Annotated in this window: 24 protein-coding genes; 17 read left to right on the top strand and 7 right to left on the bottom strand. The window is 41.3% G+C overall.

The features are described from left to right. The first annotated feature begins 347 nt into the window (after positions 1-347). From murB to V6W81_RS16140, 3 genes are all read left to right on the top strand, one after another. A complete protein-coding gene (gene murB, locus V6W81_RS16150; protein WP_338539727.1) occupies positions 348-1,238 on the top strand; it encodes a UDP-N-acetylmuramate dehydrogenase in 891 nt (296 codons plus the stop codon). A gap of 188 nt (positions 1,239-1,426) precedes the next feature. After that, complete coding sequence (locus V6W81_RS16145; protein ID WP_338539726.1) at positions 1,427-2,668, top strand: DUF418 domain-containing protein; 1,242 nt, start codon at positions 1,427-1,429, stop codon at positions 2,666-2,668. 433 nt (positions 2,669-3,101) lie between these two features. Then, complete coding sequence (locus V6W81_RS16140) at positions 3,102-4,274, top strand: FAD-dependent oxidoreductase (RefSeq protein WP_338539725.1); 1,173 nt, start codon at positions 3,102-3,104, stop codon at positions 4,272-4,274. 91 nt (positions 4,275-4,365) lie between these two features. Here the strand turns inward: V6W81_RS16140 and V6W81_RS16135 are convergent, their stop codons facing one another. The 3 genes from V6W81_RS16135 to V6W81_RS16125 form a co-directional block, all read right to left on the bottom strand. After that, positions 4,366-5,517, bottom strand: a complete 1,152-nt coding sequence (locus V6W81_RS16135; protein WP_260985438.1) for an MBL fold metallo-hydrolase — start codon at positions 5,515-5,517, stop codon at positions 4,366-4,368. A gap of 350 nt (positions 5,518-5,867) precedes the next feature. After that, positions 5,868-6,320, bottom strand: a complete 453-nt coding sequence (locus V6W81_RS16130; protein ID WP_145048952.1) for a hypothetical protein — start codon at positions 6,318-6,320, stop codon at positions 5,868-5,870. Positions 6,321-6,355: 35 nt separating this feature from the next. Further along, on the bottom strand, positions 6,356-6,802 hold the full coding sequence (locus V6W81_RS16125; protein ID WP_145048954.1) for a hypothetical protein: 447 nt from the start codon (positions 6,800-6,802) through the stop codon (positions 6,356-6,358). Between the two features lie 327 nt (positions 6,803-7,129). On the opposite strand from V6W81_RS16125, the gene V6W81_RS16120 reads away from it, so the two are divergent. From V6W81_RS16120 to V6W81_RS16105, 4 genes are all read left to right on the top strand, one after another. Beyond that, positions 7,130-7,768, top strand: coding sequence for a hypothetical protein (locus V6W81_RS16120; protein ID WP_338539724.1), 639 nt, complete (start codon positions 7,130-7,132; stop codon positions 7,766-7,768). A 40-nt stretch (positions 7,769-7,808) separates the two neighbouring features. Next, entirely contained in the window at positions 7,809-8,150 is a 342-nt protein-coding gene (locus V6W81_RS16115; protein ID WP_338539723.1) for a hypothetical protein, read from the top strand. Positions 8,151-8,216: 66 nt separating this feature from the next. Further along, positions 8,217-9,134 carry an alpha/beta hydrolase gene (locus V6W81_RS16110; RefSeq protein ID WP_338539722.1) on the top strand — a complete coding sequence of 306 codons (918 nt, stop codon included), beginning with the start codon at positions 8,217-8,219 and terminating at the stop codon, positions 9,132-9,134. Between the two features lie 79 nt (positions 9,135-9,213). Further along, a complete protein-coding gene (locus V6W81_RS16105) occupies positions 9,214-10,098 on the top strand; it encodes an AraC family transcriptional regulator (RefSeq protein WP_338539721.1) in 885 nt (294 codons plus the stop codon). Between the two features lie 113 nt (positions 10,099-10,211). On the opposite strand, the gene V6W81_RS16100 is transcribed toward V6W81_RS16105, so the two are convergent. Continuing rightward, positions 10,212-10,730 carry a hypothetical protein gene (locus V6W81_RS16100; RefSeq protein WP_338539720.1) on the bottom strand — a complete coding sequence of 173 codons (519 nt, stop codon included), beginning with the start codon at positions 10,728-10,730 and terminating at the stop codon, positions 10,212-10,214. A gap of 255 nt (positions 10,731-10,985) precedes the next feature. Here V6W81_RS16100 and V6W81_RS16095 point away from each other — a divergent pair, with 255 nt between their 5' ends. The 10 genes from V6W81_RS16095 to V6W81_RS16050 all read left to right on the top strand — a co-directional run bounded on the left by V6W81_RS16095 (position 10,986) and on the right by V6W81_RS16050 (position 22,856). Continuing rightward, the gene (locus tag V6W81_RS16095) at positions 10,986-12,422 is read left to right on the top strand and encodes a Gfo/Idh/MocA family oxidoreductase (protein WP_338539719.1); all 1,437 of its coding nucleotides are present in this window, start codon (positions 10,986-10,988) and stop codon (positions 12,420-12,422) included. Between the two features lie 67 nt (positions 12,423-12,489). Further along, entirely contained in the window at positions 12,490-13,038 is a 549-nt protein-coding gene (locus V6W81_RS16090) for a hypothetical protein (protein WP_338539718.1), read from the top strand. A gap of 299 nt (positions 13,039-13,337) precedes the next feature. Next, positions 13,338-13,742: a hypothetical protein gene (locus tag V6W81_RS16085; RefSeq protein WP_145048974.1), complete on the top strand. Its 405-nt coding sequence runs from the start codon at positions 13,338-13,340 to the stop codon at positions 13,740-13,742. Between the two features lie 316 nt (positions 13,743-14,058). Further along, entirely contained in the window at positions 14,059-14,373 is a 315-nt protein-coding gene (locus V6W81_RS16080) for an immunity 53 family protein (protein WP_338539717.1), read from the top strand. 26 nt (positions 14,374-14,399) lie between these two features. Beyond that, complete coding sequence (locus V6W81_RS16075) at positions 14,400-14,792, top strand: GNAT family N-acetyltransferase (RefSeq protein WP_056690897.1); 393 nt, start codon at positions 14,400-14,402, stop codon at positions 14,790-14,792. An 88-nt stretch (positions 14,793-14,880) separates the two neighbouring features. Next, positions 14,881-15,561 (top strand): response regulator transcription factor, encoded by a 681-nt coding sequence (locus V6W81_RS16070; RefSeq protein WP_338539716.1) that lies wholly within the window; start codon positions 14,881-14,883, stop codon positions 15,559-15,561. Beyond that, positions 15,558-16,574 (top strand): HAMP domain-containing sensor histidine kinase, encoded by a 1,017-nt coding sequence (locus V6W81_RS16065; RefSeq protein ID WP_338539715.1) that lies wholly within the window; start codon positions 15,558-15,560, stop codon positions 16,572-16,574. Before V6W81_RS16070 ends, V6W81_RS16065 begins: the two co-directional genes overlap by 4 nt. A gap of 312 nt (positions 16,575-16,886) precedes the next feature. After that, positions 16,887-19,310 carry an RNA polymerase recycling motor HelD gene (helD, locus tag V6W81_RS16060; protein WP_338539714.1) on the top strand — a complete coding sequence of 808 codons (2,424 nt, stop codon included), beginning with the start codon at positions 16,887-16,889 and terminating at the stop codon, positions 19,308-19,310. Between the two features lie 155 nt (positions 19,311-19,465). Next, the gene (locus V6W81_RS16055) at positions 19,466-21,088 is read left to right on the top strand and encodes a response regulator transcription factor (protein ID WP_338539713.1); all 1,623 of its coding nucleotides are present in this window, start codon (positions 19,466-19,468) and stop codon (positions 21,086-21,088) included. Positions 21,089-21,110: 22 nt separating this feature from the next. Further along, positions 21,111-22,856, top strand: coding sequence for a cache domain-containing sensor histidine kinase (locus tag V6W81_RS16050; protein WP_338539712.1), 1,746 nt, complete (start codon positions 21,111-21,113; stop codon positions 22,854-22,856). 96 nt (positions 22,857-22,952) lie between these two features. Here the strand turns inward: V6W81_RS16050 and V6W81_RS16045 are convergent, their stop codons facing one another. From V6W81_RS16045 to V6W81_RS16035, 3 genes are all read right to left on the bottom strand, one after another. Further along, complete coding sequence (locus tag V6W81_RS16045) at positions 22,953-23,843, bottom strand: carbohydrate ABC transporter permease (RefSeq protein WP_338539711.1); 891 nt, start codon at positions 23,841-23,843, stop codon at positions 22,953-22,955. 15 nt (positions 23,844-23,858) lie between these two features. After that, positions 23,859-24,749: an ABC transporter permease gene (locus V6W81_RS16040; RefSeq protein WP_338539710.1), complete on the bottom strand. Its 891-nt coding sequence runs from the start codon at positions 24,747-24,749 to the stop codon at positions 23,859-23,861. Positions 24,750-24,839: 90 nt separating this feature from the next. Next, the gene (locus V6W81_RS16035) at positions 24,840-26,444 is read right to left on the bottom strand and encodes an extracellular solute-binding protein (protein WP_338539709.1); all 1,605 of its coding nucleotides are present in this window, start codon (positions 26,442-26,444) and stop codon (positions 24,840-24,842) included. Positions 26,445-26,647: the final 203 nt, after the last annotated feature.

The raw sequence follows: 26,647 nt of genomic DNA, 5'->3' as shown, positions 1-26,647 counted from the left end.
TACCACGCGGCTTTTTTTGTTTGAGTCAGCATTACGACCTGAAATAATTAATATTCAGAATTAATTTTAAGTATTATAAACATTTTTGTATAATGGTTATGCGACTTCAGAATGTAAACGATGGTTAAGATTATAGCGTAATTACACGTATCGTGTTATTTTGGTAGCTGGAGCTGCAGCAACTGTGGATTCGATCATAAACTTCTTCAGATGAATTGTAATGCGCGCGGTATATTTATCGATAAAATTTCATACTGAAATATGAGGGAATACAGTTGTTGCTATACATGTACACTGCATGCTTAAAGTCTTATCTAAAAACCAGTCAGTAGTAGGGAGAACGTTAAATGGACATTTTTGAAAATGTAATACCTAGAGAAAAACTTAGATCAAATGAACCTTTGAAAGACCACACTTATGTAAAAGTAGGTGGTTATGCGGATACACTGATCCATCCAACAACGACAGAAGAAATCGTAAACGTTGTACAAATTGCCAAATCACATCAGATTCCCCTCACGATTATTGGAAAAGGGTCGAATGTAATCATAAAAGATAAGGGCATTCGAGGCATAACTATGTCTTTAAGTCATTTTGATCAAATTAAAGTGCACGAGGACACCATTATTGCACAAAGTGGTGCCAATATTATCGATGTCTCACGAACTGCATTGGATCACGGCTTCACCGGTCTAGAGTTTGCATGTGGAATCCCTGGTAGTACAGGGGGTGCCATATATATGAATGCAGGTGCTTATGGTGGCCAGGTGGATGATGTGGTCGAAAGTGCAGATGTCATTACGCGAGATGGACAGCGGATGACGATGTCTCGCGAAGAGATGAAGCTGAGTTATCGTAACAGTATCTTTAAGGATAATGAATATATTATTCTTGAGGTTACCTTTAAACTGCAAAAGGGCGATAAAGAAGCTATTGCTGCGAAGATGAAGGAACTAACGATGTTGAGAGAAGCCAAACAGCCTCTTGAATATCCTTCTTGTGGTAGCGTGTTTAAACGTCCAGAGGGTCATTTTGTCGGTAAGCTTATTCAAGACTGCAACTTACAAGGAACTCGCATAGGAGGCGCAGAGATTTCATTGAAGCATGCGGGTTTTATTATTAATGCTGATCACGCGACTGCTCAGGATTATCAAGAATTAATTAACTTGATCAAAGAGACAGTTTACGCTAAATTTAATGTCCAATTAGAAACAGAAGTTATCTTTTTAGGGGAGTAAATAATTATTTTCCAAAAAGTGAAAAGAGGAAGTGCGTTTCAACGTATAAATAGGATGTATCCTAGCATAACGCTACGGAGCATCCTTTTTTTTGTACTTTTCCAGCATGAAAAGTTAAGATGACTCTTTAGAAAAGATGTGCTAGAATTACTTTTTTACTAATATGGAAAAAGGTAGGTGGTAACGGATTGAATACATCTCCAACGCGCATCAGGCTCATTGATGGATTGCGTGGTTTTAGTTTGGCTGGCATATTAATGGCCAATATGTTGGCGTTCCAATACGGGGTATATGGTCAGAATGAACTTCAATTGTTCGGTGTTGAAGGCATAGATCGAGCTGTCTACTCATTGTTAAAGATTGCTGTGGTGGGCAGCTTCATGCCAATTTTTGCATTTATGTTTGGCTTCGGTATGATTAAACTGACAGAAAGCCTGCAATCCCGAGAATTACGACCAAAGTGTCATCTGTCTCGCCGTTTTTTGCTCTTGTTTGGTATCGGATTGTTACATATCAATTATGTCTGGGAAGGAGACATCCTTGCGTTTTACGGTGTACTTGGATTCTTCTTATTAATGTTTCTGAATCGAAAGCCGAAGACATTGCTAATCTGGGCGATTATGCTACTGGTTGTAGCTGGTTTATCGGGTCTGCCAGGTTCCAATCCCATGAATCCGCTAGCTAACCCAACCTCGCAGATGGAAACTTATATTATTCAGAGTCAAGAAGTTTTCGGAAGTGGAAGTTATGCAGAGATTAAGGATTTCAATAATCATGGTGATCCGTTTGGCGATGAATTGAATCCGGCTTCGATTCTCCTGCTTCTGGTGTTTACTCCACTTATGACTGTCCCGATGTTTCTTCTAGGTATGCACGCTGCAAGAAGGGGGACTTTTGACGATCCACAAGCTATGCGACAAGTTTATATTCGTCGTGCTAAGTTGCTCATACCTGTTGGTTTGGTGCTCAAAGCCTACAGTGTAATCGTGCAACTCATTCGTGGGGAAGAGGAATGGTTCGCGATCGGAATTGGGGAAGCGATTGGGGGCTCTTTGTTAGCCCTTGGTTATATTTACGCTTTTGCACTATTATATACGAGAGATAGCCGCGTGAATCTGCTCAGTAGGTTCGAAGCCGTGGGTCGTCTGTCACTAACAAATTACCTGATGCAGAGCGTCATTTGCACGATGATTTTTTATGGATACGGTCTAGGGCTCTTTGGCCGTGCTGGCGTATTTGTGGGTGCGCTTATTGCGCTTGCGGTCTATGGGTTACAATTGTGGATCAGTCCACTTTATCTCAAGAGGTTTCGTAGCGGTCCTGTGGAACACATTCTACGGATATGGACATACCTTTCATGGAAAGGGCAGCCACGAAAGAAGAAAAGCTCTAAGCAAATGACTTCAGATAATGCACCGGGTATAAACTGAATGAATTAAATCTACAAGATCATCACGTGTGAAGATGTACGATTAACAAATTGGAATGCCATAAACTTTAGTAGCCTAAAACCGCTGATCATAATGATCGCGGTTTTTTTGTTGTGCTGGCTATAAGGCCATAAGGCGAGAAGGTTAGACATTGTTACAGCCATGTGAACTAGTTAAGAGAAGTGAAGCGCGCTCTGATAATAAAAATTAGAAATTTGATTTGAGTGTATTTATGATATATTATACTATCAAAAGATATAAAAATCTATATTTTAATAGAGGAGGTGATTAATATGAATGTTTTCTACAGAAACAAAATAAAGTCGCGATGAGGTTTCTCCAGTTGGAGGAAATACAATTTCTATCCTTTAATGCATTTTTTCAGAGTGGTCAGCCCTACTAAAAAATTAGTGAAATATGAGGAGGAAGGTTTATGAATCAAAAAGTCATGATTATCGGAGCAGGTATTAGTGGTCTTACATTAGCTATGTTCTTGAAAAAGGCAGGAATGGATTGTGCGGTATATGAGAATTTCCCATACAAAAGAGTGGAAGGATCCAGCTTCCGTATTAACAAGAGCGGTGTGCACGTAATGAAGGAGTTAGGAATAGAAGATCAGGCTCAACAGAACAGTCACTCTGCTGATCGCATGCGGATCTTGACGACTGACGATATGGAGATTGCTTCAATCAATCTGATGCAGGATTCTGTTTTTAGCAGACGATCTATATACATGCAACGGTCGGACTTAGTTGAAATACTGATGAGACAAGCTGAATTGGATGGTGTTGAAATTCATTATAATAAAAAGCTTACCCACTTCACCCAGGATGCTTCGAACATCACGGCCTACTTTGAAGATGGTCATCAGGAGACGGGCACGTTATTAGTTGGTGCAGATGGTTTACATTCAACGGTAAGAAACCAACTATTCCCTAGCCATGTGTTGAGTTATGCTAAATCCTGGGGATTATATGGACTTGCCTCATTTAAGGATATGAATAGTGATCCAATCCGTCATCTGATGGATGGCGATGAACTGTTTTATTTTACACAAAATGCGAATTTTCTCGTTTCCAAAAGCAATCCTACGCATGAACTTAATCTCTCATGGCAAGCTTCTGGATATCAGGAAAGAAAACGTTCAAAAGAGGAATTTGAGTTCAGAACGCTGGATGAAATTAAATCTGATCTCATTCAGGAATATGGTGGGAATGGAGCGTTATCAGAGATCATCCGAAATTCTGCTCATATTATTCCGAAACAAATATATAGCGTGGATCCCATCCCTAGCTGGTCTAAAGGACGAGCGGTTGTCATTGGAGATGCCGCGCACACGATCAACCCGAACACTGGATATGGCTGCTCTGTTGCGCTGGAAGACGCGATGTACTTAGCTAAAATGTTAAAGAAACATCATTATACAGATGCGCTATATTATTTGGAAGCTGATCGTAAAGAACGTATTCGAGCTATTCTGGGCAGTTTAGATATTTTTGACGTGAGTAAAGGATTTGATTTCAGTAATGGTTTTGATATTGGACTATTTAGCGGATCGAAGATTGATGCCAATTATACGATTCATTGGGAAACAGAGTGTCTATAAAAAGAAAGAAATAAAGAAAAAACACCCCATTGGTATAGAAATGTTCTAATCAATGGGGTGTATCTATTGGAATAATTATGTTACGTTTTGTTTAACCTTCTATTTCCGAGTTTTCATCCCACCAGGAAGGTAACGCAGGTTTAAGCGCTGAGATCGAGAGGGTTTCGCCTATTTGAGGAACGACAATATCGACGTCTTTTTCTTTTGCCGCCTTAATAGCTCGTTGAATCGGATCTCTCCAGTCATGACTGGCTAGCGTGAATGCGCCCCAGTGACTAAGCATCATTTTGGTCGTGTTAACGTCTAGGCTAGCTTGAATAGATTGTTCGGGAATCATATGAATATCAGACCATTTCTTGTCATACTGTCCTCCCTCAATTACAGCTAAGTCGAACGGTCCATACTTGCGGCCAATTTCCTCGAAATGTGCTCCATATCCTCCGTCACCACTAATAAACAAGCGATTCTCAGTACCTGAGATAACCCAACTTCCCCATAACGTACTGTTCATATTGAACAAGCTTCTACCAGAAAAATGTCGGGCAGGTCCTAACGCAAGGGTCATTCCTTCGAATTCTATTTCGTCCCACCAGTTTAATTCCGTTATTTGACTTGCAGGGACTCCCCAACGTACAAGATGACCACTAACTCCAAGAGGAACAATGAAGCGTGACACCTTGTCTTTCAGTTCAACAACCGTTGCGTAATCTAAATGGTCGTAGTGATCATGTGTGATTAATACCGCATCGATGGTGGGCATTTCAGAAACAATGGTGCTGTAAATGTCTGTACTATACGGATATCGCTTCGAACCTACAAATGAAACAGGGGACGCGACCGACTCCAACATAGGGTCTACCAACATTTTGCGGTTATCCATACTTAGCAGGTATGTGGAATGTCCCAACCAAGTGATGCTGTCTTCATCGTTGTTAACCTTATTCCAATCGATCTCTGCAACGGGTTGTGGGCTGGAAGGCTTTTTCTCTTTCCGCGTCGCGCCATCTGTTGTACCTTCGAACAAGGTTTTCCAGGAATCTAAGTCAGACTTGCCTGATACTTCGTTCACAAACTTTCCGTTTGTATAATTTTCAAGCTGCTTATAGGTTTCCTTTTGTTCTTTGGATGGATTACCGCCAAAGCTCGGGTAAAGTAGCATAAATAATAGAGCTCCAACGATGACCATGAGTAGAGAACTTACTATGTAGATTACCATTTTCTTCAATCTTCCTTTTCTTTTCATATTCGCCTCCTGACGTAGCGATAATACTCCTAACCTTGTTTTTCCTCAGAAAGATAGATCGGAAGTGATCTTAGCATACACTTAGATGGACGAGTAGTAAACGATATTCAATGAACGATATATACTATCTCCCAAAGGGTGAAGTGATCTATAGATTTTTGATCATTATTTAAACTGAAAGACTAATTTTTGAGAGACGCTAGCTTAACGCTTCACGAACAACAAAAACAGCCATTCAGCCTATAAAACGAACCCCATTGCTTATAAACCTCTACAACGAAGGGATAGTTCAGGTGTCTGGCTGTTTTTGTGTTTAACTCAAACGGAATTTCCAAGTCGATGCGAACCTTCTAATCATCGGAGTAGAGGGTTGCGTTAAAGCTTTCAGGCCCTAATCTAATACCACTCACATTATACAAAGGATTATAGCTGAACGTAGCATATACGGAATAGATAATCTGACTACTACCTGCGGTTGGCACATTATACTCAGAGCCGGTAAAACTGAATACACATGGGCTGAAAAATTGATCCGCTACTACAATAGTGCCTGCACGATAAACCAATTGCTGCGAAGCACCCAATCCTCGGTATACTTCGATAACCAAATCCCCATTCACAGGCAGCACATTGGCAGTAAGTTCGACTATTCCAGCGAAAAGTGTCCGCACGAATGGACCTGGATTATTAACTTGTAATGCAACCTGAGCAAATAAGATCGGAACACCATTCGTGAAGCTGGGAGTTAGGCTGTACAGTCCATTAGAACCTTGAGATGTCCGTGCGTCTAACGTTCTGACCATAGTCATCCTCCTTTCTAATTCATCAGAGTTGGGATTTAGTCATCACTGTATGTGACAGCATTGAAACATTCCGGCCCTACACGCGTAGCTACTTCTGTAGGCGATGCCGGAACAAATGTCACATAACATGAATAGATTAATTGTCCTGAAGGAGGAGGAGGCACATTGTAATCCGAACCTTCAAAACTGGCTATAATGCTCCCTACCGAAGGAAATACCGGATTTTGGACAACGTAGATCGGTGTACCTGTATTCGTGGAGCCTCTATAGATTTCGAATCGAACAGCAGAAGGGATCGAGGACAAGTTAGCCACAGAGATGCGATAGGTTCCATTAAACTGTGTGCGGATTAATAGTCCTGGATTGATGATGTTAAGTCCGAGGATACCAACGAGCGTAGGTGTATTGGCAGGTAGATTAATGTTAAGTGGAGCAACACCGTTTGATCCAAGCGAAGTACGGGCATCTAACGTACGTACCATGATGATTCCTCCAATCTATCATCCTATTTTCTTGATTTAATCCGACGAGAATAACAAATACAATGGCACAAGAGTTTGTCCCAATCTCTACAGTCCATAGCCTGAACTAGCGGAGCAGTTGAGACTTGTTCATAAACTTCAATCTGCACAGAACTAGAGTTGGCCAAACTTCCAATCTGTGTGTACTCGTAATCTCGAAAATGTTGTTGCTTCACCTCCTAATTTAAGAGATAACATAATATATGTGATACGATATACAAAGTATGGATGTTGTTACTGTAAAACGAAAAAAAGGCATAAGTACTATGATTTGAAGGGGATGTATGTATGACAGTTGTAGGGATCTTAGGCGTTGTGCACGATAATGCATTGCGAATTCAGCATCATTTAACACTGGATATCCTGAAGGAGTTGATTTTGGATTTTAAACCAGACGTCATATGTGGTGAGGTACTACCTTCTAGTTTTGAGAAATACACAATAAATCCAATAGAAAGAGGGTACTGGGGAGAACCTCCAAGCGAATATTATGATCTTATATTTACACTGTGCGAGGAGCAAAACTACAAATTTGTTCCCATCGATTGGGTTGAACTGGATATCTGGAACGATTTTGATCCATTGCGGAGTTATACAGACGCTCAAAAAGAAGAGTTAGATCATGAATTGGAGAATTGGTGGCAGAAACAGCTCGCAGCATCAAGTGAAGGGGGAATCCCGTTTAATAATCAAGCGTTTGATGATGTCACGAAGCTTAAGTATCAGTGGATCGCTCAATTGGATTCGAGATCGCATGCGGTGAGATGGGAATGCAGGCATGAAATCATGCTGCAACGGATCAAAAATGCCATCAAAGACAATACAAATGCACGAATTCTATGTATTGTGGGGGCTGATCATAACCATGCACTTTACGAGGGATTACAATCCGTACATAACATTCAGATCAGATATCCGCTTAAATAGATACTTTACATTCTCTAAAATTTGAGGAGGTACAGTATTCATGGTCAACGAATTGTACCGTAAACCACGCTTTTATTTTCTGACGCACAAACGAGTTCAGGTCGTATCTCATTTTTTGGTTTCAGCACTATTCGGCGTCTCATATGGACTAATGATTGATAATGACACGATGAGAGGTATTATTTCTACTGTATTACCAAGTACAGACGGATCGGATCTTCATCAATATCTACCGGTTGTGATTATGGTGTTAATTTACTTGTACCTGATTCGGAGAAAACTTCGGGGAAACTTGCTTGAGAAAATCTTATTCAGTTGTCTGCTTATTACCACTGCGTTAATAAGCTTTATCTCGTCCCTTGTTTTTATATTAATGCTGTAACCCCCAAGATGTTAAAAGACAACATAACTTATTATTAGCCTATTCATGAATGTAGAGGTCATGTATATGATGATTCGGAGAAAACGAACGTGGTTGGTATGGTTGTTAGCGATCGTTCTTATCATTGCTGTGTCAGTGACAGTTTTCTTACAGATAATTACACACTCTAATGTACCGAATCTTTCAGAGGGAAGCATTGAACAGCATTATGCGCAGCCCGGGAGTCATCTTGTCCAGGTCGAAGAAGTGATGAGTCCTACGGATGACCCTGTATACCGAATCTACTATCCAGCATTTCAAAAAGATGAATCCTATCCTATCATTTCGTGGGGGAATGGAACAGGCGCTACTCCAGATCATTACAATGAGCTCTTAACTCATCTTGCTAGCTGGGGTTTTGTTGTCATCGACTCTTATAGCAGGACCACAGGAACAGGCCAAGAGATTGTGGAAGCGATTGATTATTTAACACAGGAGAACGAACGGTCGGGCAGTATCTTTTACGAGAAAATACAAAAAGAACAAATAGGTGTTGCTGGACATTCGCAAGGTTCTACGGGAGTTATTAATGCTCATACCAACTATACAAGTGGTTCAAAGATCAAGACGATTGTATCTATCGCTCTCCCGGACTTGAAACATTGTGATCCAGAAGATGTATACGATACATCGCAGATTACAGTACCCTTCTTCATCATGGGTGGCACACGAGATTTTCTAATTTCACCCGTATCAACGAATCAATTGGCTTTACAACATACGGCGAGCAACACACCTGTGATGATGGGAATGGCAAAAGGGGCAGCGCATACAGCGATTGAAGGTAATGGTGGCAATCACAGGGGGTATTTGACGGCTTGGATGAGATATCGTCTTCTCAATGATCAGCAAGCCATGCAGGCATTTCATGGAGATGCGGCGGAGATGATGCACAATACCAATTGGCAGCATGTTGAACAAGCGAATATGACGGCTTCGTTGTAAAGACGAAACTTTTTTGTGCACAGATGGTTGCGATGCGAAACGTTGGTACACCTATACTTTGGATAAGAGGAGGGATCAGATGGATTGGCTTATGCGCATGAATCGGGCACTAGATTACATTGAAGTCAATTTAAGCGGCGAGATTGAACTGAAGGAAGTTGCTGAGCAGGCTTGTTGTTCTTCACATCAGTTTCAGCGAATGTTCTCATTTATTACCAATGTATCACTTGCAGAGTATATCAGAAGAAGACGGCTTACGCTCGCTGCCATTGAATTGCAGAATAGCAAAACAAAAGTTGTAGACATTGCCTTAAAGTATGGTTATGAATCTCCGGTTTCATTCGCGCGGGCGTTTCAGTCACTACACGGTGTTAATCCAGCAATGGCTCGTGAAGAAGGAACTGCCCTCAAAGCCTATCCTCGGTTATCCTTCCTTATTTCAATTAAAGGGGAGACGGCTATGAACTATCGTATCGAAACCAAAGAGGCCTTTCAAATATTCGGAATAGCGAAGGTGTTTCAAGTAAACGGAGTAGACACTCCGGCGAACCTATGGAAGCACAGCCACGAGAACGGGGAGGTTGAGAAGCTCGCTGCGAATGCGGGTGACCATCCTGATTTCTTGAATGAGCATTATCATAAAGTACACGCTGCTTGTAGCTATCAAAAAACCGGAGAAGATACCTTTCCATACATGTTATGTGCCTTCAAAAACGAAATGAGTAAAACGGAAGGCTACGCTAGCGTTATGATTCCAGCTCATACATGGGCAATTTTCTCATCCGATCTCTTTACATGGGATCAATTCAATGACACGATTGAAACGCTATACAAACGATTCTACTCAGAGTGGCTTCCTACTACAGGGTATGAACAAGTGGATGGATTGGAGTTCGAAATTACGGGTGAGAAGGATGGTTTGAACTTTGTAGAGCTGTGGTTTGCTGTTAGAAAATTATCATAATTTGCATTGAGATTGAATGCCGCTGAAATCCAGCGGCTTTTTGCGTTTGCATTAAACTGAGCGTCAAATGTATGAGTTGAATATAACCTATAAACGATGGGAACGGATGATGATCAAAAGTTAAGATGGATTAGTGGTTTGATATGCTGAGCTGCTGCATTAAATTGATCCGAGAATAGTATAGAATCCTCATATTCTTCAAGTAATTCGTCTAGAAAAAGCTTGATCTGATGGGCTACTTTTAATTGTATCTCCGTATCTTGTTCATTACTTTCTAACTGTTTTCTCACAACATTGGCGTATTCAAATCTGAATAATGTAAAATCATTTCGTAGAACATCTACATCAGGAAAACCTCTTGTTTGTTCTTTTATAGTAGTGAAAAAGTCATTTACAAAATTAATATCAAGAAGCACATCAAATTCCGGCACAGCATTACCGTTTGCCTCTGACTCTTTGATCTTATCCAGTGTCTGATCCAGCTTCTGTACTCTCGAAACGAGACCTTGATAATACCGTGAATTGATCTCAGCGTTTTTATTGTTGTTATAATTATTAATGAGTACAACAATTGTGGCAATTGACAGTATAACAGCAGCCCAGGTGATGAGTTTAGTATATCTTTTCTTCATAAAATTGCCCCCAGTTGACGTATGTGTAAGTAGCGATATTACCATGACGTAAAGGGATTGTTCTATAGGTACAATTTACCAATCTGCTTGCTCGAATAAATGATATATATAGAGAAGTTTGTTCTATGCAAGCTTCTCGGCACCTTTACTACAGCTAAGAGGAACCGTGCTTGCATTTGCAGGCGCAGTTCTTATATTCTTTAGTAAGCTGAACGCGCACCAAAGAGTGAAACTACAATAATGGGGGATTACAGGATGATACGATGGGGAATTCTCGGCGCAGGGTATATCGCAACTCGATTTGCCACTGCACTACAACACGAACCTAGCAGCAAACTATATGCTATTAGTGGCCGCAGTGAATCGAAGTTAGAAGACTTTGCAGATAAATACGCAACAGATCGACAGTATGTATCACATGATGAGATGTTATTAGACCCTAATGTGGATGCGATCTATCTCGCATTACCCCATCACTTGCACCATGAGTGGGCAATTAAAGCGCTGCATGCAGGAAAGGCCGTATTATGTGAAAAGCCTGCATCGTTGAGTTTGAAAGAAATGCAAGATATTGCAGAAACAGCTAGAAGCGAAAACGTTCTTTTTATGGAAGCTATGAAGCAACGCTTTGTGCCACTATACATAGATCTGCGTCGAAGAGTGGAAGCGGGTGAAATTGGCACGATCACTTCTATACAAGCGAGCTTATGCAACCAAATGCCTGAAGGAATGAACACATATCATGTTCAGCCAGGTCCTGGAGGTTCATTGTTAGATGTTGGCACGTATTGTGCAAGTTGGATTGAAGATTTCTCCAAAGGTAGCATTAAACTTGAAACTGTGGCAGCATCTCAGAAGGATTCAATAGATTATTATATTGATGCGAAGCTCCATGTAGGTCATGTCAAAGCGCAATTAGAGTGTGCATTTGATCGCCAAAAGGAACGAAAAGTTGTGCTACAGGGAGAACGTGGCAGTATTGTTGTCGAAGATCTCCATCGACCTGTCAGAATGCTCGTTCTTCGGGATGGTTATGAACCGGAGAAGGTTGAAATTCCTTATGAGTTTGATGATTTCTACAGTGAGATCCATCATTTCGTAGAATGTCTTAAGAATGGACGGACTGAAAGTGACATCATGTCACTGACCGCTTCTCTGCGCTGTGCTGAAATTCTGGATACCATCCGTGCGGGTCTGTCGTACACTCCAGAATGCTTAGACGTATTAAAGGAGCAAGAAGAGACGCTTCGATATGACCATTTTGGAGCTGCAGAGGCTTTAAAACTGGGGAATATCATTGCAGAACTAGCTAAAGAATACGATCGTGAGATTGCTGTTTCGATTATTAGAGAGAGTGACGAACTTGTCTTGTTCCAATATATGATGGATAGCAAGGCGCGGAAGAACATTAGTTATATGGAGGGAAAACGCAGGGCGGCTAAGTTAGTCGGGCACTCAAGTCTATGGATGCATGTTGACCATGTCTTGAACAATAAGTGGAATGCAGAGATGGAGAATATACCTCACTATATTCCAACTGGTGGAGCTTTCCCGATTCGAGTACATGATGAGTGGGTCGCAACACTTGCGTTAAGCGGACTGCATGAAGGTAGAGATCATGAGCTTATCGTTCGGGCTTTGAGTAGAGCTCTTGAGAAGCAAGTTTCTATTTTCCCTAGTGCCGCAATTTGAGTTGTAGCGTAAGAGAAGCTTTAGACCTTGACTAGATACCAATAGAATCATAACAAGGAGTTTGTAGATGAACGAAATCACAATAACGCCGCATGTTGGGATCGGTCCTTTTCGATTAGGAATGAGTAGGGAAGAGGTACAGCAGACATTTCAGAAATTGGACCATTGGAGAGCAGATGATGGCATTCCCATGAATCCAAGCTATATCGAGATGTTATTTATGCGTGAGCATTTCGAATATGATGCCGAAGGTGGAGTGAAATTTATTCAACTAATCAATCCACAGTATTCGGGAGAGTTTCACGTTCCTTGCTTGTTTCAAGGGGTGGATGTATTCAAGGCGAAAGCTGAGACGTTGATTCATTCCCTTAGGGAAAATTATCCTACGGTCGGAGATCATGATCCAAAGACAGGATTTTCCTTTGCAATTCGAGCATTGGAGCTGAGCTTCTGGCGAGAAGGAATTATGAATGATGACATCTTGAAAGATCCGGAGTTTCTGGAGATGAGTGAAGAGAATCAGGAGCTTGAGAAGAGGTATTTCCATTTTACGACTGTCTCGATTGGAGCACCGGGTTATTTCGAGTTCATGGATAACGATGAAGTGGATGTGTAGGATTGAGAGTCAGTGATTTCATCATATTCAAAAAACTGCAAGAAGCAGGCGATTAGACAATCGTCTGCTTTTGTTTTATTAAAAGTATAAAAATTCACGATCTTCTTTGGGTTTAAATAGTAAAGAGGTTAAATTAAGCAGTCGTTGGTAATAGATGCGCGACTTCAAGTTTATATATATTCACATTTATGAATTCAACTTGGGAAAATCCATACTTAAGACTAATATGTTATCTGTTAATTAAAAAGTATAATTAAGGAAAAATATTAATACATAAGAGATTGGAGAAAGTCGACTGTATGAAAATGCCTGTAATGCTACACGTGGTTCGAGGTTTACTAGGTTTGAAATTAGTAATCTTGGTTTACTGGATGGTGCTACTCCAGATTAAAATCAAAGAAGCAGATGCTCAATTTATGTACCTTGACGCCAATAGTGAAGATTTGTATCGCACTTTTGGTTATCTAGAAGGGGAATTTTATGTGAGGCTAATACCCGCACTATTAGCTGTTACTTTTATTAGCTGCAAGCTGTATAAAACAACAATGATTTTGCTTATAGTTACTCTTCTTCAAGCAATTGCTTCAACAGAGGTGCTTTCTATTCTGATTCATTTGTTTATGTTTATCGTAGTTCTAGTACATCGTCCTAGCAAAACATATCTTCAAAGGCTACCTTCCAAAACCGAAGCTGCTAATCAATAATTGTATAGTTAAGGCTAAATACTAACCAAGCGCGTTCCTAAATAGGAATGCCTTTTTTGTGTTAGCGATCCTAAAATTTTTCGGTTTTTATTACATTATACGATTTACACATTTATCCATGCGAAATGAGAAAATCCCCGAGAATGTTACTTTATAAAAAGCATATTTATCCATATAAATTGTAATAAATATACTCTCTGTCGACATATTAGCGTGATCATATAACATCGGTGATAATATCTGAGCTTCATGGTAAATCATGATCCGAGAAGTTAGAATGGTGAGAGATACGAATTCCGAAGAAGAGGTAATGATAATGAACACACTCACATGGATTCAGAAGTGGTACGCTAAACACTGCAACGGGGACTGGGAACATTCTTATGGTGTAAAAATTGAAACAGTGGATAATCCGGGCTGGTCTGTTGAAATAGATTTAACGGATACTTATTTAGAAGATGTGCCTTTTGATGAAGTTGAAGAAGAGAGAAATGAAGAGGATTGGTTTTATTGTATTGTGAGAGATGGAATATTTCACGGTGCAGGAGGAGCAATGAACTTGGAAGAAATACTCGATAGTTTTAAAAATTGGGCTGCTCATTTAGAGGGAGATTACCAACTTAACTCTTGAGATTCAACGTTTAAGGAGGGGGAGTATTGCGTAAAGAAATCGTTGTTAATTTACCCATCAAGCCTAACGAAGTCCCAGCGCTAAGAGAATTGGTAGGTTGGGAGGGGCGTCACTCTGATTATCCCGTTTTATTTGAACGTTGCAATTTTTGGGCAGGTTTAAGAGGAGATCAGGAGGAGTTAATCGCTTTTGGTTATATTTCAGGCATGGGATTGCAACATGGTTATATGGAAGATATCATTGTTCATCCGCAATATCAACGAACGGGTATTGGCCAAGCGTTAGTGACAGGATTACTCCAGGAAGCGGAACGAATTGGAATTGAGATCGTAACGTTAACCTATGATGCCAAACATCATTCATTTTATGCAGACTGCGGATTCGTTCCTTGTTCAGGAGGGCTGTGGAGAAAAGAATGAAGTTGCCGACGTGTGGAAATAGATTCTAATTAAGTGTGATTATGTTAATCTGTATAAAATAGACACCGAATAGAGAGAGGGATGTTACTTGAAGAATAGAAGCATATTATATATTGAAGATAATGAGAAAATAGGTAGTTGGGTAAAAGAAGAATTGGAACAACAAGGATTTGCAGTTCAGTGGCTTCTTTCTGGTGAAGGAGCTGAAGAAGCAGTGAGTCAGCATGAAGTCGTTATTTTAGATATTATGTTACCCGGTTTAGATGGATTTACTGTAGGAAAACGATTAAAAAAGGCAGCACCTACTGTTCCTATTCTATTGTTATCTGCTCGAACATCGATTAATGATAAGGTAGATGGTTTACAATTTGCTGATGACTATTTAACGAAGCCATTCCATACAGAAGAATTAGTTGCAAGATTAAAAGTGTTAATCCGTCGAGGGGGGACAACATATTCTGAACGAATTTCATTAGGTGACCATATTGAAGTCGATCCAGCAGGCCAAATGGTATTTAACAAAGACACAGGGGAAGAAATTATATTGACAGGAAGGCAGCATCAGATTTTAATGTATTTCTTACGCCATCCTAATCAAGTGTTACCAAAAGAACAAATCTATGAAGCAATTTGGCAAGAAGCATACATAACCGGTGATAAAACACTAATGGTACATATCCGTCGACTGCGTCAAAAGCTGGAACGTAATCCAGATTCCCCAGAGATTATTGAAACGCTGAAGGGAATAGGCTATCGGGTGAAACAATGAAACAGAATAGATCATTATTTCGCCATTACCTAAGAGGGCATTTTCTCTTTATTTTTTTGCCTCCCCTGCTGCTGTTATTCTTCTCTATGTTCGTTAATTTCTCTATCGATGGTCAGGAGCTTAATACTCTAAATCCAATATTCGTTATGCTCTTTTTATTCGGTTTTATTATTGTCGCATTTGTTGCCATTTCGTGGCTGTTCTTCTTCCGACTTCGTAATCGTCTCACACACTTACAGGAAGTCATGTCGTTTGCAGCAGATCATCATTCATTCCCTACACCAGTATCTGTTCAAGTGGATCGTATGGATGAAATAGACCAGTTAGGAAGTTCTTTTAATTGGATGATTGAGCAGCTTGAAGACAGTCGTAAGCGAGAATATGAAGAGCAGTTATTGCGCCAACGACTTATTGCCAATTTATCTCATGATTTACGTACGCCACTGACGATTTTGAGAGGACATGTCACCAGACTAAACAAAGAATCCATAAGTCTAGAAGGACAACACTCGTTAACAGAAATGAATCATACGATCACAAGAGTTGGCTTACTCATGGATGATTTGCTTTCCTACACGTTGCTAACATCAGAGAAATATCCTTTTGAGCCCGCTTCAACAGATATTGTACGTTTAGTTAGAGCCTCCGTTGCTGCATGGTATACCGTATTTGAAGAAAAAGAGATACAGCTTGAAGTTGATTTACCGACGGAGCAAACCTTTTATTGGGAAGCAGATCCAAAATGGATGTCACGGGTTCTGGATAATTTGTTTCAGAATATTCTTCGACATGCAGCAGAGGGGAAATATGCTCACATTATAGTTGATGTAGCTCAAGAACTAATCATCGTTGCAGACCGAGGCCCAGGTATGAATAACTCTTCTTATGAGGGTGGGGCAGGTATTGGTCTATCTACTGCGAATTATATGTTGAACAAAATGAATCTAAAAGCTGACTTTATATCTAATGAGAATTATGGCACCAAAGTAATTATTGGTAGAACTGAGCAGTGAAGCGTACGATGTGTAATTTGAACATAAAAAGAAGAGGCACTTTGATCATTCAAGCTGCCTCTTCTTTTTCATGATATCTTATTTAATGTGTAATCTCCATAGGAAATGGTCAAAGTAGACCACGCAATCTAATGTCCGAAAGATAAAAAATAAATTGAACGCGAAAAAACGCTGTGATATAATCAGTAGCGCCATTGATAAATTAGTCCGTGTTTGCATTCATCATTATTCCTAATCTTAGTATACATCTGGAATTTGAGTTTGTCAATGCTCTTTTTTGACCTAAAAAAATGGGAAAAGGGTGGTTTAGGGATGGAGATGAATATTTGGCAACAAGAAGAGGAACGGCTGGAGTTAGTTAGAAACAAATTGCAGGTAAGAATCTCTGAATTAGAGCCGGAAGTGGCCGGATTACATGATCAGGCGACGGACATCCGCAAGCGGTTCTGGGAAGAAGTTACGATGAATACAGGTAGCAATGAAGATTTTGAAGAGTCTTTCTACACGATTAACCAACAGTCCGCAGTATTGGCTGAACGAGAGCGCGGCCATCAGCGATTGATGCAACAGTGGAAAAACGTAAAGCGGCTGCTCCCATCACCTTATTTTGGACGAATCGACTTCAAGGAGAAGGGATTGAGCTTCAGTGAGAAAATCTATATCGGTGTGTCTTCCTTCGTCGATCAGGACGGCTTGAGCTTTCTGATCTATGACTGGCGTACGCCCATAGCTAGCCTCTATTATGATGCTTCTCCCGGAGTGGCTTCATATATTACCCCATCTGGAACCATCGATGGTGCGATGGAACTTAAACGGCAGTTTCAGATCCAAAACGGAACAATAAATAATATGTTTGATGCAAATGAAACCATTGGAGACGACTTGTTACAGCATGTGCTTGGCTCTGGTGCAGACTCGCAAATGAAGAGCATTGTAGCAACGATTCAGAAAGAACAAAATGCGATTATTCGTAATGATACAAGTCGAATGCTAATCGTGCAGGGGGCTGCCGGCAGTGGTAAAACCTCAGCAGCATTGCAGCGGGTAGCATACTTACTCTATAAACACCGCCAGACAATTAAGGCCGATCAGATCGTTCTTTTTTCTCCAAATCCGATGTTTGCTAGCTATATCTCTACCGTTCTTCCTGAGCTTGGTGAAGAGAATATGCAGCAGACAACGTTCCAAGAATATCTCGACTATTGGTTAGATTCCACATTACGATCGGAGGATGTCTTTGACCAAATTGAATATGTTCTGACTAAACATAATACGCCAGGCTACGAGGCTCGTCTTCAGGGGATGGAGTATAAGACATCCGAATCTTTCCTGCAGGCTCTACAGAACTATGGCTTATGGCTGGGACGTGAAGGTATGCAGTTCAGCGGGATTCGGATACAGAAACGGGATCTGATTACGGCAGAGCAGATGAAAGAGCAATTTTACGGGTATGATCATACCTTGCCTCTAATAAATCGAGTTGCTCTCTTGCAGGAGTGGCTACTGAATGAACTGGCTTCGCTGGAACGGGCGGAACGTGAAGCTTCTTGGGTACAGGAAGAGTTAAACTATCTTGATACTGAACAATACGTGGAAGCATTCGGAATGCTGCACAAGGAGAAAGAGATATTCGACGTTGCAGAGCGTTATGCAGCCATTCTTAGAGATAACAAGAGCAAGCGACGTGGGGATGAAGGTGACTTCGATTTCACGCAGCGAGAGGAAGAACTGCTCCGTCAGAAGATTGTCAAAGCATATTTTAAACCGCTAAAGAAAAGTGTGAAGAACTTCTCTTTTGTCAATCTCCAAGCTATATACGGTCAACTGTTTGTCGATGAAGCAGCATACAAAGTTAGAACGAATGGAGCCCCTGTGCCTACTTTATGGTCAGAAATTTGTAGCGGAACCCAGGAAATGTTGGATCAAAACGAGTTGTTTCACGAGGATGTAACGCCGTATTTATATGTAAAAGAATTGATTGAAGGTGTTCGGACGAACTCGGAAATTCGATATGTTTTCGTCGATAAGGGTCAAGATTACTCGTCATTTCAATATGAATATTTGAAAAAACTGTTTCCTCGAGCCCGGATGACGGTGCTGGGTGATTTTGGGCAGGCTATCTTCATGCAATCAACAAGTCTGGTTGGAGATCATTCGCCGCTGGTTCGCCTTTTTGGCGAAACGGACACAAGTATGTTCTGCCTTTTACGTAGCTATCGTTCAACAAGAGAAATTGTTGAATTCACAAAAGCGATGCTGCCAGGCGGTGAGGAGATTGTACCATTTGATCGCAACGGGCCGAAACCACTTTTGACTAAAATAAATAGCAGAGAGAATCGCGATGCACAAATTCTGACGGATATCGCTGCACTTCGAGATAAGGGACTCGAATCCATCGCGATCATCACCAAAACGGCAGCCGAGAGTCGTGAGGCTTTTCACCTGTTGCAATCTCAAGGCAATGAAACGTTACAGCTCATCACAAAAGAGACCATACGCTTTGAAAAAGGATTGATGGTTATTCCCGTTTATCTAGCTAAAGGTGTCGAATTCGACGCCGTCCTTGTCTATGATGCTTCATCGCAAATTTACGGCAAGGAAAATGAACGCAAGTTACTCTATACGGCTTGTACGCGTGCAATGCACCAGCTTCATTTGTATACATGTAGTGATTGGTCACCGTTTGTGCAGGCACTTCCTGAGGATGTGTATGAGATATCATCCTACACAGCTTAATGAGTAGACATAAAAAGCCTTGCCAGCCTTGGTTGTATACAACCAAGGTTTTTTTAGTTCTATAGAAGGTAGGCTCGTTGTCTAAGCAATGATAGAATAGCTACAGATTGACGCACATGGTGTATCCATTGAAATATACCGATTGGAGGATTCTCATGTATAAACTGATGATCGTAGATGACGAGTTACTCATGCGAGTTGGAATCCGTTCCATGCTCAACTGGGAGGAGTTCGGATATAATGTGGTTGGTGAGGCGGGGAATGGCAAGGAAGCCTTGGAGCTAGCTTTGGAAGTTTCGCCTGATTTAATTATTACGGATATTAAAATGCCTGTTATGGATGGGTTAAAGCTGATCCAAGAAGCTTCTTCCGTACTCAAAACATGTAAGTATGTCATACTCAGTAATTTTGACGAATTTCATTATGTAAAAGAAGCACTGAAGCTTGGCGCAGCTGATTATTTAATCAAGAGTGAGATTAGTGAAGCATCTCTCATTGAACTTCTGACCAGCATTACCCAGAAGCTACAAAGTGAACAAATTAACCCAGCTAACGTATCGTCTGTATCACTGGATTATTCCAAGAGCTTGAGGCACTTGAAGGATAGCTTCTTTCAGGATATTGTAAGCGGATTCATAACGGAGAAGGAAATCGCAACCAAAGCCGAAGAACTGCAATTTCGTATTAGATCGGAGCCATTGGTCGTGATCAAGTTCTTCGTTAATTATTACGAGAAAGCGAAGAAAAAGTATATCGAGAAGGGGGAGAAACTACTTCGATTTTCGCTCCTGAACATTATGGAAGAGATTATTCCATCCAAGTGGGAGAAGGAAATTTTTGTGGAAAGCTCGTCTGAATATTGGGTTATCGTCAATGTGCTTCCTGAGATTGGCTCAATACAAGCTGATCTCCACAAGCTCTGTACGAAACTTTTATCCTCTGTAAAAGATTTTATGAACTTGTCACTCACAGCGGCTGTAAGTACGATCGTGCCTGACTTCCGTTACATTCGAAAGGCATGTGAGGAAGCAGAATTCGCGCTACAGCACGGTTTTTTCACGGGCAGCAATCAGGTGCTGCACTATAAGGATGTGCTTCAAGCTCCGGCTCGGCAAGAGGTGCATGAGATGTTAACCCCGGAACAGGAACGAGATTTTCTTAAATTTTGGGTTAGCAAAGACTACAACAGCGCCAAAAAATTTCTTGAGGCAATTCGATCCGATCTGGAGGCGCAACGAGCGAATGAAAGCAGTGTTCGTAAGCAATATATTTTGCTGATGGAAACGATACAATCGCATCTGTCTCGTGGGACAGAAAGAGGCAAGCGTAATTCTACAGAGAAATCACCCTATGAAATTGTGCTTAAGGGAGAGTGTTGGGAGGATATCCACCAAGATATACTGGAGCACATCTCTTATTATTTTATAAACAATTCACAGGACATGCAGGAGCATACTCATGCAGACGTCGCAATAGAGATCATCAACAAGTATTATGCGGAAGACATTTCACTCCAAGGCGTAGCGAGTCAGATTAATGTTAATCCATCATATCTAAGTCGATTGTTCAAGCAGGAAAAGGGAGAGAACTTTATCGCATATTTAACGCGAGTTCGTATGGAGCATGCGAAGAATTACCTTCTGAGCAAGGAGCTAAAAGTGTATGAAATCGCAGAAAAGGTAGGTTACCATAACTACACGTATTTCAGTAAGATTTTCAAAAGGTCTGTAGGGCATACCCCTGAAGAATATCGAGATTTACAGCAGGAATCCATGTGAACCGTGAATAGAGGTGCATCTGATGAAGCATGTCCGATTCGTTCGAATCCAGCACAAAATCATGGTGATCTGTATTACGGTCATTATCCTTCCGGTGCTTGTGATGACCATTAATTCCTATTATTCTTCTGAACGATTATTGACACAGAATTATACAAACGTGCTGAACGATCTATCCAAGCAGACCAATATTCGAATTGATGAGTTTCTCAAAGAAATCGAAAAAATCACACTCCTAGCAAGCAATGGACTGAGCAATGATCTATCTGCGACGCCTGAAGGCAGTTTTCCCATTCAGGACTTCCTCCGTAATAGTGATGAACAGCGAGAGATCGCAGCTTACAATATTCTGATGAACTATATTATGATGAAGGATCGCGTGTTCTCCATCTACCTCTACAACCTGAACGGAGGTCAAGATTTGTTCGTCAGTCCTCATCAGCCCATTGATGCAAACTATAAAGTGGCGAACGAATTGTGGTTCAAAAAGTTCTTGCATAAGAATGATCGAACGATTACCTTGACTACCCGAATTGATGAGCAATTGGAGAATAAAATTCTAGCCGTCTCGCATGCGCGAAAAATTCATGATGTCTCTACAGGGAAATTACTTGGTGTAATCGTTGTTAGCATTGATATCAAATTTATTGAAATCGTTAATCGTAACTTACAGGAAGGGCTTCGCTCTAGGTTCATGATTGTGGATGAGGACGATAAGATTGTATACAACGCGGATGAACGATTAATTGGTACGTTGTTTCGGGGAAATGTGCGTCCACCTGAAGCACTAAATGTTGTAGTAACAAGCCCTCTAAGTCAGCAAAAATGGACAAGTTATCTCTACATGCCGTTGGATGAGTTGACTGCTGACGGTAAAATATTAGGACGTAACTTAGTAACACTCGCCATCGTGATGTTCCTTTTTGCAGCCGTGTTATCCGTATTTCTATCCCATGTTATTACAACACCAATCAAGAGACTTTTGCGTAATATCTCACTTGTAGAAAAAGGGCAGTTTGAACAAGTCGAGCATATTCGCTCTCGTGATGAGATTGGACATCTATCGGTACGGTTCAATAAGATGTCGCATGAATTAAAACGTATGGTTGAGCGGATGCAGCAAGAAGAAATGGAGAAGGCTCAGGCCGAGATGCGTGCACTCCATCATCAGATCAACCCCCATTTTCTCTATAACACACTTGGATCAGTCAAATGGATTGCCTCCATGCAGCAGGCTGACAAAATTGTGGAAATGACAGATGCACTAATCTCTATGCTCCGTTACGCCACAAGATCAGATAATAGTCTAGTAACCATTCGTGAGGAGCTAGATAACATTAAGAATTATGTAACCATTCAGAATGTGAGATACTACGGTTGCATTCAGATGAACTATGAGATTGAGGATCGACTACTGGACTACCGGATGCCGAAAATGATTCTACAGCCCATAGTTGAAAATGCGATCTTTCACGGTCTTGCCGAAATCGAAGAAGATGGCACCATAATGATACGGATTCAAACGAAGGGCAGCGATATTACGATCGAGATTTGTGATAATGGAGTAGGTATGGAAGATCATACAATACAAAATTTAATGGATGAGAAGCCGAGAGTATGCGATGGGACGAAAGGAATCGGAGTTCATAATGTGCAGCGGCGTATTCAGCTTCATTTTGGAAAGCCCTACGGGATCCAAGTGGATAGTAAAGTGGGAGAGGGTACGATTTTTACCATTTTGTTGCCTGGCATTTCAGATATCAAGTAGGTATGCAACATTTAGCAAAAGGACTTGCAGTTCAGCCTGCAAGTCCTTTTCATATCGTTAAAGCCATAGAGTGCACGGATTTAATGAATCAATGGGTTATCCTTTGACACTACCCAGCACCAATCCTTTAGTAAAGTACTTCTGTAGAAATGGATATACAAGCAGGATCGGTATAGCACCTAAGAACATTTGAGCAGCGCGTCCAGTTCTGGCATTCATCATGGATAAGAGTTGGGTATAATCCGATCCAGATTTCAACATAATCTGTTCAAAGCTCTGCAGGAGGGTCTGTAAGTAGCTTTGTAATGGATAATTGGCTGGGTTGTTCATATAGATAATGCCATCAAACCAGGAATTCCAATGAGCGACGATACTGAACAAGCCTACTGTTGCAAGGGCGGGTTTGAGGAGTGGAAGCAAAATACGGAGTAAGACTTGCATAGGCCCAGCTCCATCAATAATTGCGGATTCCTCAATCTCTTCTGGTAACCCTCTAATGAAATTCATAAGAATAATCATACTAAATACGGGTAGAGCACCTGGTAGGATCAGTGACCAGATTGAATCAATGAGTCCCATTTTGACGACCACAAGATACGTTGGAATTAACCCTCCATTAAATAGCATGGTGACGATGAAAAAGCCCATATAGATATTGCGACCCATCACTTTGTCCTTCGACTTGGATAACGGATAGGCAGTGAGCACAATTAATATCAGATTCACTAGCGTTCCGAGTATCGTTCGTTTCACGGCGATCCAGAGAGAGGAAAAAAATGCTCCACCCGTTAGGGCAAACTCATATGCTTTGGTATTGAATTCGACGGGCCAGAATGTAACAGTGCCTGCAGATACAGCCGAACTACTACTGAACGATACAGCCAGCAAGTTGATAAATGGGAGGATACAGAGTAGAGAGATGACCAACAATATCGTATAGTTCACAACATGAAATAGACACCTGCTCAAACTTTTATCATAGACCATAATGAGAGTTCCTCCTTAGAAGATACGATAGCCGGCTACCCTGTATGCCAGAATGTACGAGACAGCAACCAGAATACTGGAGATGATGGATTTGAATAATCCGACGGCTGTACCAATCGAATACTGAGCCTGCTGAATGCCAAGTCGGTATACATAGGTGTCAATAATATCTCCCGTCTGATAGACGACAGGGGAGTATAGGTTATAGATTTGATCGAATCCAGCATTGAGTACATTACCGAGGGATAATACAGTCATCAAAACAATGGTTGGCATGAGCAGGGGAAGCGTAATGTAGATCGTTTGCTTCCATCGTTTGGCACCGTCAATCACTGCGGCTTCATATAGTCCTGGGTCAATGCTCGTAAGAGCAGCTAAGTATACGACCGTTCCGAACCCGAAGCCTTTCCAGATGTCACTCACAATCATCGTCCACGGAAAGAGAGAGGGTGTGCCAAGAAAGGAAATAGGCTGAATCCCGAATACACCAAGGAATGTATTAACGATGCCGTTGGCACTGAGGATATCGAGCATGATGCCGGCCATGATGACCCAGGATAAGAAATTTGGGATATATACGAGGGTTTGAAATGTACGTTTGACTCCACTATGGAGCACCTCGTTAAGCAGTAATGCGAAGATAACAGGGACAACAATCCCACCGATAATTTTGAACACGGACATGTACAATGTATTCCAGATCGTTCTTATGAAGTTCGGCTGATTAAATATGTGTGCAAAGTTGTCCCATCCAACCCATGGTGAGTTGAAACCTAGGCCAGGATTGTATTTCTGAAATGCAATAACAAGTCCGTAAAAAGGGATATAGCTGAAAATAAACACCAAGACCAGACTCGGGATCAACATGAGATGGTAGGGGCTCTGCTGTTTCCATTTTCGCAGCATTCCAATTCCTCCGTTCTAGATGTGATACATTTGTAACCGCTATCAAAAAGGGGTGAGACGAATCTCATCCCCTCACTGTAACCTTACGAATTATTTGCCGTAGGTGTCATTGACAGCCTGAGTTGCTTCATCGCCTCCGGCAGCACGCCAATTCTGAACAAGAACATCGAAATAATCAATACTCTCACTACCCATAATGATCTTCGTGAAGCCTTCAGTCAGAATATCATCCAGTGTTGAGCCGTAGTTTGACAATACTTCTGGTGAAACTCCCCACAGAGCTGTCTTGATATAGTTCTCGCTGTCTAACACTTTCTTGGCAAGACTATAGGCATTCTTAGGCGCTCCTTGCTGCAGATAATCACCGACGGATCCTGGCGTTGCATTCTCCATAAACTCTACACTGTTGTTGTATTTCTGCCACATACCTGAGGTGGTTAATCCGCTAGTGTCATTGGATTGAAGAGCTGCGGATACGGCTTCAAACTGCTCATAATCGGAGTTAGGATTAAGCACGCGGAATGCACCAACAACATGTGCAATATCGTTATCTAATAAGTCGGACAATGTTTCCTGAGATTCCTTACCACTGCCCTCGTCCACGATGTATGCGTAGTCGTTCAGAATTTTGATCACTTCTTGTGGATTAGCGAATCCTTTCTTCATGACAATATAACTGTTGTTAGCGAAGAAGATGGATTGCTTCGCTTCCTTTCCATCAACTGTAGGGATGAGATAAGGGTAGAAGATCGCGTCTTTTCCCAGATTGGATACTGTATCTACGCCAGGATTGTAACCCCACCATTGGTAAAAAGGCTGAATTCCCACTTTGCCTGCGACAATATCGGCATTCATTGCGTTAAAGTCTTTGATTGCGAACTCCGGGTCAATGATCCCTTGTTTATACCATTCCGCCCAGTCAGCAAGTGCCTGCTTCATTTCGGGCTGGATTGAGCCATAAGCTAATTTTCCAGTGGAATCCTCGATCCACATATCGGGATGTGCGCCCCACGCAATTGCGAGTAGGTTCAAGTAATCTAGACTTTGGTCTACCGCGATGCCATAACCGCCGTGCTTCTCCATAAACTTTAATGCGATCTCCTTGATGTCTCCCATGGAGGTAGGGTCTTTGAGACCGAGTTCTTCTTTCCAATCGTTCCGAATCCAGACAAAATCGGGCTGCTCAATTAATCCCCAGTGCATCTGAGGTATACCGTACAATTTGCCATCCTTCTTCCCAGACTCGTAACTGTCCTTGTCCATTTCCATGTAACTTTTAACACGATCTGAAGCGTGTTGATCGAACACTTCGGTTAGATCCATTACCATGTCCGCTTCGACCAGCTGCTTCAATTGAGAAGGGTTAACTCTGAATACGTCAGGTAGATCATTGGAGGCGATGGCCAGATTTAATTTGGTATTGTACTCATCACTGACCCAGTCCGTTTTGACATTAATATTGAACTTTTCTTGGTATCGCCGTATCCATACATTGTTGGTAATATCATCGCCCTGTGGATATTTCGCAGCCGTGTGTTCAGATGTTACGGTATGAATCGTTATGGTTCCTGAATCGCTGGTATCCGTGTCCGGATTCGTTGGATTTTGACCAACACCGCTATCGTTTGTACAAGCTGCGAGTAATACGGTCGACATGAGTAAAGACAACACGACAGATCTCGTTTTCTTGTTCATGTACTTTCCCCCTTGTTAGCGATAATAGAGTGAATGGTGCCTTGAAAATATTGTAATCGAGAACGAAATATCGCGATATAAACGTTATTGACGAATAGCACTAAGTTTTTTTACTTTATCAAATCACAGAGGGAAAGTGAATGGAAGACATCTTGCACTAATTTGACTTGAGTCTGATCTTATTTTTACTTCGAAGGCTAATG

This window comes from Paenibacillus tundrae, assembly GCF_036884255.1.
Taxonomy (GTDB): domain Bacteria; phylum Bacillota; class Bacilli; order Paenibacillales; family Paenibacillaceae; genus Paenibacillus.
Note: the sequence above shows the minus strand (reverse complement) of the source record. Positions and strands in the feature narration are given on the sequence as shown.

Coding starts and splice junctions, on each gene's coding strand:
- murB (WP_338539727.1), top strand. CDS start 348: ATGGACATTTTTGAAAATGTAATACCTAGAGAAAAACTTAGATCAAAT.
- V6W81_RS16140 (WP_338539725.1), top strand. CDS start 3,102: ATGAATCAAAAAGTCATGATTATCGGAGCAGGTATTAGTGGTCTTACA.
- V6W81_RS16135 (WP_260985438.1), bottom strand. CDS start 5,517: ATGAAAAGAAAAGGAAGATTGAAGAAAATGGTAATCTACATAGTAAGT.
- V6W81_RS16130 (WP_145048952.1), bottom strand. CDS start 6,320: ATGGTCAGAACGTTAGACGCACGGACATCTCAAGGTTCTAATGGACTG.
- V6W81_RS16125 (WP_145048954.1), bottom strand. CDS start 6,802: ATGGTACGTACGTTAGATGCCCGTACTTCGCTTGGATCAAACGGTGTT.
- V6W81_RS16120 (WP_338539724.1), top strand. CDS start 7,130: ATGACAGTTGTAGGGATCTTAGGCGTTGTGCACGATAATGCATTGCGA.
- V6W81_RS16115 (WP_338539723.1), top strand. CDS start 7,809: ATGGTCAACGAATTGTACCGTAAACCACGCTTTTATTTTCTGACGCAC.
- V6W81_RS16110 (WP_338539722.1), top strand. CDS start 8,217: ATGATGATTCGGAGAAAACGAACGTGGTTGGTATGGTTGTTAGCGATC.
- V6W81_RS16105 (WP_338539721.1), top strand. CDS start 9,214: ATGGATTGGCTTATGCGCATGAATCGGGCACTAGATTACATTGAAGTC.
- V6W81_RS16100 (WP_338539720.1), bottom strand. CDS start 10,730: ATGAAGAAAAGATATACTAAACTCATCACCTGGGCTGCTGTTATACTG.
- V6W81_RS16095 (WP_338539719.1), top strand. CDS start 10,986: ATGATACGATGGGGAATTCTCGGCGCAGGGTATATCGCAACTCGATTT.
- V6W81_RS16090 (WP_338539718.1), top strand. CDS start 12,490: ATGAACGAAATCACAATAACGCCGCATGTTGGGATCGGTCCTTTTCGA.
- V6W81_RS16085 (WP_145048974.1), top strand. CDS start 13,338: ATGAAAATGCCTGTAATGCTACACGTGGTTCGAGGTTTACTAGGTTTG.
- V6W81_RS16080 (WP_338539717.1), top strand. CDS start 14,059: ATGAACACACTCACATGGATTCAGAAGTGGTACGCTAAACACTGCAAC.
- V6W81_RS16065 (WP_338539715.1), top strand. CDS start 15,558: ATGAAACAGAATAGATCATTATTTCGCCATTACCTAAGAGGGCATTTT.
- helD (WP_338539714.1), top strand. CDS start 16,887: ATGGAGATGAATATTTGGCAACAAGAAGAGGAACGGCTGGAGTTAGTT.
- V6W81_RS16055 (WP_338539713.1), top strand. CDS start 19,466: ATGTATAAACTGATGATCGTAGATGACGAGTTACTCATGCGAGTTGGA.
- V6W81_RS16050 (WP_338539712.1), top strand. CDS start 21,111: ATGAAGCATGTCCGATTCGTTCGAATCCAGCACAAAATCATGGTGATC.
- V6W81_RS16045 (WP_338539711.1), bottom strand. CDS start 23,843: ATGGTCTATGATAAAAGTTTGAGCAGGTGTCTATTTCATGTTGTGAAC.
- V6W81_RS16040 (WP_338539710.1), bottom strand. CDS start 24,749: ATGCTGCGAAAATGGAAACAGCAGAGCCCCTACCATCTCATGTTGATC.
- V6W81_RS16035 (WP_338539709.1), bottom strand. CDS start 26,444: ATGAACAAGAAAACGAGATCTGTCGTGTTGTCTTTACTCATGTCGACC.